Consider the following 1,622-nt stretch of genomic DNA (forward strand, 5'->3'; position numbering starts at 1 on the left):
GGCCGCCTTCGTACCGTACTGACCAGACCCGCCAATACCATGTGCCGCGCGGCAGATCGCTGACGGCAATATTGGTCGTCGACAGCCCCGGCTCGTCGATGATGCGGTCGAGCCCGGCCTCGTCGCGCGACAGGACGAAGCGGTATTCGGCGGTTCCGCCACCAGTGCTGCGCCAGCGGAAGAGATAGTCTTTGCGCCCGTTCGTTCCGCCGATCTGCGGGGCATCGGCATCGAGCGTATTGAGCTGCCGGTCGAACCCGTAGACATTGGCGAGTCCCTCGACACCATTGGCGTCGAACGCGGTCGTCCTGACGAAATAGGTGCCGCCCGCAAGCCCGTCGAAACGCGCTTCGGGCGCGGGTCCTCGGGTCTCGGCGATCCGGTCTATGAAGCCCGCATCGGTCGCGAGCTCGAATCCATAGCCTGTTGCACCGGGTATCGCGCGCGCGGTGAAGGCGAGCTGCTCTCCCTTCTGCGCCGCGCCGGGCCGCTCGAGCTCGGGCGCAGGAATGAGTGCGGCCGTGACAATCTCGCCGCCGGGCCTGAGCGCCGCCCCGGAGCCCGCGGCAATGGCGGCCTCTCTGCTGCTGCCGATGCCCGAAACCGCGACGCGGCCTTCGAGTACACCGACCGTCATCGCTGAAAGCTCCTCGGCATAGGTCACGCGGAACCCGGTGCCGCGCACGGCCGTGGTGGCGACCGGCGTCTCGACCGAGAACGGGTCGCTTGCCGATGGTGTCACGTCCCAATCGCTGCGGCCCTTTTCAAGGCGGAAGCGGCGATCGACCTCGCCGGTGAGCAGCGTCCTGCGCAACCGGACGATGCCGACACGGCTGTTGGACGGAAGGCTGAAGCGTGATGCATCAGGCAGCTCGATCGTGACGAAGGCCTTTGGTCCCGTTTCCACCGCCATGCCTTCACGCACGCGCGCGCCCGGCGCGGCTGGGCGCCCGGACCCGCGCCCGGAGAGCACGACATTGCCGCGGAACGCCGCCACGCTTCCCTCGACCGCCTCGGTCCGGAGGATATTGCGCGGGATGCGGAGAACCTTGCCGACGGGCAGCCGGCGTGGATTCGTCACGCGATTGAGGCGCTGGACGCGACGGTAATCATCAGGGCGATTGAAGTAGCGCTCGCCGAGCGTGAACAAGGTATCGCCCCGCCTGACGCGATATTTGACGATCGCATCGGCGCGCGGCGCGGGCTGCGCCGGCGCCAGCATCGCGAACAGCGCCAGCAGCAGGCTCACTGCTGCTCGCTGATTTCGGGCGTCACATCCGTCATGGCTTCGAGACGATAGCCGTAACTGTAGATCGGCGTAAGCCGAAAGCCGCGTTCGGGCCGGAGCCCGAGCTTGGAGCGGATCTTGGACACATGCGAGTCGAGCGTGCGCGTCGGCAGGTCGGGATTGCGCCCCCACACCGCCTCAAGCAGATAGTTGCGCGAAAGCGGGCGCGACAGATTGCTGAACAGCGTCAACGCGAGGTTGAACTCCTTCGATGTCAGCGGCACCAGCTCGCCGCCGACGCTGAGTTCTTCGGCGGGGACGTTGAAGCGAAAGTCGCCGAACGCCTGGACGGGATGCGGCGTCTCGACAGGATAGATGCGCCGACCGAGCGCTT

At 67.0% G+C, this 1,622-nt stretch carries 2 protein-coding genes; both read right to left on the reverse strand.

All coding sequences use genetic code 11. From position 1 onward, the window contains the following. On the reverse strand, positions 1–1,249 hold a 1,249-nt coding region (locus tag VGD20_RS18615), incomplete at its 3' end, for a FecR domain-containing protein (protein WP_331135869.1). Further along, a partial coding sequence (locus VGD20_RS18620; RefSeq protein ID WP_331135870.1) for a winged helix-turn-helix domain-containing protein occupies positions 1,246–1,622 on the reverse strand: 377 nt, incomplete at its 5' end. The genes VGD20_RS18615 and VGD20_RS18620, both read right to left, overlap by 4 nt.

This window comes from Sphingopyxis sp. (assembly GCF_036402335.1).
Classification (GTDB): domain Bacteria; phylum Pseudomonadota; class Alphaproteobacteria; order Sphingomonadales; family Sphingomonadaceae; genus Sphingopyxis.